We start from the raw sequence: 4,435 nt of genomic DNA, 5'->3' as shown, positions 1-4,435 counted from the left end.
ATGACCCGCTCGGCCTTGGGTCGGCTCCTGCGGGCGCCCTCGGCCACTGCCGGTTGCCTCAACCGGAAAAACCGGCCAACAATCCCACCAAACCCTTTAAAGTTTACCTGCCGGGCTACTTTCCTGTGGACCTCAAATACCCGGACTTATGTAGCAGCCGCACACGGCTGATGCCGACGTAATCGCTATGCTTTCCGTAGGAACGGACTACTACGGAGAAGCAAGGTGGCCGAATCGCATGTGGTGACACGGCTGGTGGCGAAGCGGGCGGAACTGGCGGGCCTGATCGATCATCACCGGAAGGAAATCGAACGCATCGGCGACGATCTGCGTCACGTCGACGCCACGATCAAGGTATTCGCGCCGGACATGAACCTGCGAACAGTGCGCGCCAAGGAGCATCGGCGGCGCAACAGCTATTTCGCGCCCGGCGAAGGTCCGCGCACGATCCTCGGCGCGCTGCGGATCGCCGGTCAGCCGCTCACGACGCGCGAAGTGACGGAACGGGCCATGGCGGAACGCGGCATCGAACTCACGCCGGAACGGATCGACGCCATGCAGAAGTCGATTGCGATCATCATCAAGAAGTTGCTCGGCAAGAAGCTCATCCGCATTGTCGCCGTCGACAAGAACGGCATGCGGTCCTAGCAGATCGCCTGACCTACGCAGGCTGCTTGATCGCCGAGCCAGCGAATGTTACGGCTTCCGCCACTTGTCCGGGTGGCCCTCGGTCGTATTCCTGACTCGCTCGACATGAACGGCCGCGTTTGGGTTCAAGTTGGGGAATGCTTCGTGCATTGTATGACATAACGATGCCGGGCCAGTAGCAGCCCGGTCGACCGGCGCTTACGCCGCCAACCTCTCCGTCAGCCGCTTGTTCCCCTGCCAGTAGCCGCACCAGGCGCGGCTCGTGCGCGTCTTTGCGCACTTCTTCCCGATGTCGTTGAAGATGTCGCCGTTGGCCCAGCGGCGCGTGTCCTCACGGTACGCCGCCTCGTTGGCGTAGTTATCGAGATAGAGGTTGCCGAACTTGTGCACCTGCCCGTACTGCATGCGGCGGAAGCCCGCGAAGTAGGACTCGGCGAGGTTGTTGGTGGTGCTGTCGTCGGCACGGTACTCGTTCTGGTGATTGACGCGCCGCGTGTCGAACATGGCGTGCAGCGGATCGCAGGCATTGGCCTCGTCGGCGCAGATCGTCGAGCCGGCAGTCACGAAGGCGTCGGCGAGCTTCGTCACGTCAGCCTAGTTCTCGTTCTTGAGGATGAACGTGAGTGTCCGATGACCGCCGACCATTTTGCTCTCGGCGATCTCGGCGCACTTCTGCCGCATCACGAAGACGCAGCGCGTGCCGGGCTTCTGATGCTTCGCCAGCCGGCGATCGATGCGCTCCGACTTCTTGTTCTTCGGCCGGATATGGCCGTTCACGTAGGCGCCGTCCAGGTGGATTTCGCCGCCCAGCGCTGATTCGTCGCGCTGCTCCATCAGCGATTCCCTGATCTTGTACGCCAAGACGAACGCTGTCTTGTACTGCACGTCGAGGTCGCGCGACAATTGCAGCGCCAAAATGCCTTTGACGGCGTTGGTGAAGATCGCGATGGCGATCAGGTAGTCCTTCAACGGCAGTTTGTGGAAGGCGAAGATCGTCCCGGACGTGACGGAGAAGGTGTGCTTGCAGTCGCGGCAGCGCCATTGTCGGCGCGTCTTGATGAACCAGTGCTTGGCGATACTCCCGCAGCACGGGCACGTCGTTTCCTCGCCCTTGCCCCAGCGCATCTCGCGGAACAGGTCGAACGCCTGGTCGTCGGTCAGCGCGTGTAGCCGCTTGATCGAGAGCGACCGGGCTTTGGCGGAGAGAAGGAAGTGCTGGTTGTGGACCGATATCATTACCTACGATATTAATATACTTAGTATGATATGTCGCTATCGGCACTTGTCAAGAAGCATCTATCGGGTATGATGATGTTCATCGCTCGTGCCTCTGCTCTCCGAAGTCCGGTGAGCAGTATTGGCGCTCCGCAGGCTCAGACGATGAGCCTGCGGAGCGAATGCGATCAGGGAGCGCTTAGATGAAGAAGACGCAGAAGGCCCTGGACTGGGACGGCAAGGTCAAAGGCTTGCTCAAGGCGGAGCTAAAGCGCCGCGACATCACCTACCAGGAACTCGCCGAGAAGCTGGCGACCGCGGGTATTGCCGAGACGCCGGAGAACATTGCGAACAAGATCAGCCGCGGGAAGTTCTCGGCGGTGTTCTTGGTGCAGTGCCTGGCCGCAATTGGATGCCAAACGATTCGGCTAGGAGAATAGCGTGGCTTCTGAAGAACTGGAAAGCAACTATCACGGCTTGATCGGCAAGAAGGTCGGCGACTACGAAATGTTTTCGACGCAACTTGCCACCGTCAATCAGTACGTCGAACATGGCCTTCTGCCCGATAGGGAGTACAAGAACGGCAAGCGTAAGTTCGACAAACTCATTGTGCGGCGAGGAACAACGCCAGACCCCCTCGTCATTGGCGATGACAAAGCCTCTGGCACTTTGACGGCTAAGAATTGGCGGGGTCACGCGGAAAAGCTCCACAAGGTATTCGCGAAACCAACCGGCGCTCTGCTTGGCTACGTTACCGATACCAAGTCGACCTACTGGATCAATGCGCAAGCGGACGACATCGAACTCGTGGAGAGGGAAGATGGAAAGCCCATGCCGCAGATTCTCAACTATGACGATGAAACCGTGGTGGCCGAGATTGTCTATGTCATTAACAATTTCGACCCACGCACAGGTAAGGTTCTATCGGGCAAGAAGGTCAATCCGACCGCGCTGTCGGTCAGCGTATGGCAAACAATCTGGCGCCTGAGAGCGGATCGCCCGGAAGATTGCCTTGCGACTTTCGTCGAGATTTTCATTTACAAATTTCTGAACGACTTGGGCCTCATGCGCAAGGACAGCAAGGGGCGTGACGTATCGCTAGGCCACATCCTGAAGCTGAATCGCGACAAGGTGCTCGAGGAATACTTTGATGTTGTCCGACCGTACATCAAGGAGTTGTTTCCCTCGGGAAGTGACGGCTACAGCGTCATCAATGGCATCGTCCTACAAAAACAAAACCGCGATCACAACATCATCTTCCATGAATTGCTGAAGAAGTTCGTGCGGTTTGGCTCGCTCAAGAATACCGATCCGGAGTTCAAGACGCGGCTGTATGAGACATTCCTTCAGGAAAGCGATACCACCAATACGTTTGGCCAGTTCTTCACTCCACGCAAGGTGGTAGGCGCAGTTCACGACATGGCCGGCATCAGCACGATGTCCGCTGGAAAGTCGATTTGTGACCCTGCTGCCGGCGTTGGCGGTTTCGTGCTTGAGCCTATGGCGCGGGACCTGGAAGCCCAGTGGACGCTGAAGGAGAACGCGATGGAGCCAAAGCACGTATGGCATTCATTCGAATTGATCCCTAAGACCGCGATACTCGCGAAGGCGAATGCACTGGTCCACTGTGGAGATTTGCTGGCCGAGCAGCCCGGCCGGATCGCAGCATTCGCTGCATGGATCAACAAGGTCTTTACGTGTGTTGAGAAAACGGCGCTTGGCACCCTCGAACGAATGGATAAGGACAAGTTCGACGTAATCATCACGAATCCACCATTCGTCGTGTCCGGTTCCGCCGACTTCCGAAAGCTCATCGCCAAGGACGCCGCGCGGAAGGCTTACTTCGCTAGAAAATATAGCGGCATCGAGGGGTTGTTTGTCCAATACATTGTCCAGGCCTTGAAGAAAAGCGGCGACGCCTGGGTTTTGCTGCCGGAAGCATTCCTACTCAGGACACCTGACGAACTCCTGCGTAAATGGATCTTGCAGAACTGTGCCGTCGATTTAGTGGCGTTGCTGCCGGAAAGAACGTTCTTCAACACGCCGAAACGTGTAGTGATCCTACACATGAAAAAGCGCGACAAGCTACTGGCGCCAGCAAAACTCGACGAGACGCTGAAGAACGAAAAGGTTCTAGTTTACGCGGTTGGCGAGATCGGAGAAACCCGCGATGCTAAACGCTTCCCCATCGCAGACAACGATCTGCCTGAACTGGTGAAATCGTATGCGTTGCACAAGGCGAATATTTCCATTCCGTACAAGCGTGCTGCGTTAATCAGTGCGACGGCATTCGGGGCATCGTCATTCAACGTCCGTCATGCTTGGAGTAAGCCGGATGCAAGAGCACTCGGATTGCTGACTTCGGAGGACGACCCTGTTGCAGAAAAGGCCGCCTTCGACAAAAAGATGGTCAGCCTGAAGAAGATGGCAACCGCGTTTATAGCAGGACATACGCATATTACCCGCCCCTGTGATGCATATGATATACTCGCAGTTAAGTGTTGGGGTTCGCATGATTACCTCCTAGAAAATCGCCGTCCGTTGCTGATCGGGCGTGCGGTGCTTCGGGAGG

3 protein-coding genes and 2 pseudogenes are annotated in these 4,435 nt (G+C 57.1%); 4 read left to right on the top strand and 1 reads right to left on the bottom strand.

The features are described 5' to 3' along the window. Positions 1-167: pseudogene (locus MAMT_RS11555) on the top strand (IS481 family transposase); the annotation flags it as partial. 58 nt (positions 168-225) lie between these two features. Beyond that, positions 226-648 carry a hypothetical protein gene (locus MAMT_RS08950; protein ID WP_142660680.1) on the top strand — a complete coding sequence of 141 codons (423 nt, stop codon included), beginning with the start codon at positions 226-228 and terminating at the stop codon, positions 646-648. A gap of 198 nt (positions 649-846) precedes the next feature. On the opposite strand, the pseudogene MAMT_RS08945 reads toward MAMT_RS08950, so the two are convergent. Beyond that, positions 847-1,884: pseudogene (locus MAMT_RS08945) on the bottom strand (IS1595 family transposase). 182 nt (positions 1,885-2,066) lie between these two features. On the opposite strand from MAMT_RS08945, the gene MAMT_RS08940 reads away from it, so the two are divergent. After that, positions 2,067-2,303, top strand: a complete 237-nt coding sequence (locus MAMT_RS08940; RefSeq protein WP_142660678.1) for a DUF6471 domain-containing protein — start codon at positions 2,067-2,069, stop codon at positions 2,301-2,303. A gap of 1 nt (position 2,304) precedes the next feature. Beyond that, the coding region (locus tag MAMT_RS08935) for an HsdM family class I SAM-dependent methyltransferase (RefSeq protein WP_142660676.1) at positions 2,305-4,435 on the top strand (2,131 nt) is incomplete at its 3' end.

The sequence above is a fragment of the Methylacidimicrobium tartarophylax genome, from assembly GCF_902143375.2.
GTDB lineage: Bacteria > Verrucomicrobiota > Verrucomicrobiia > Methylacidiphilales > Methylacidiphilaceae > Methylacidimicrobium > Methylacidimicrobium tartarophylax.
The sequence above is the reverse complement of the archived record's forward strand: the minus strand, read 5'-3'. Positions and strand labels throughout refer to the sequence as shown.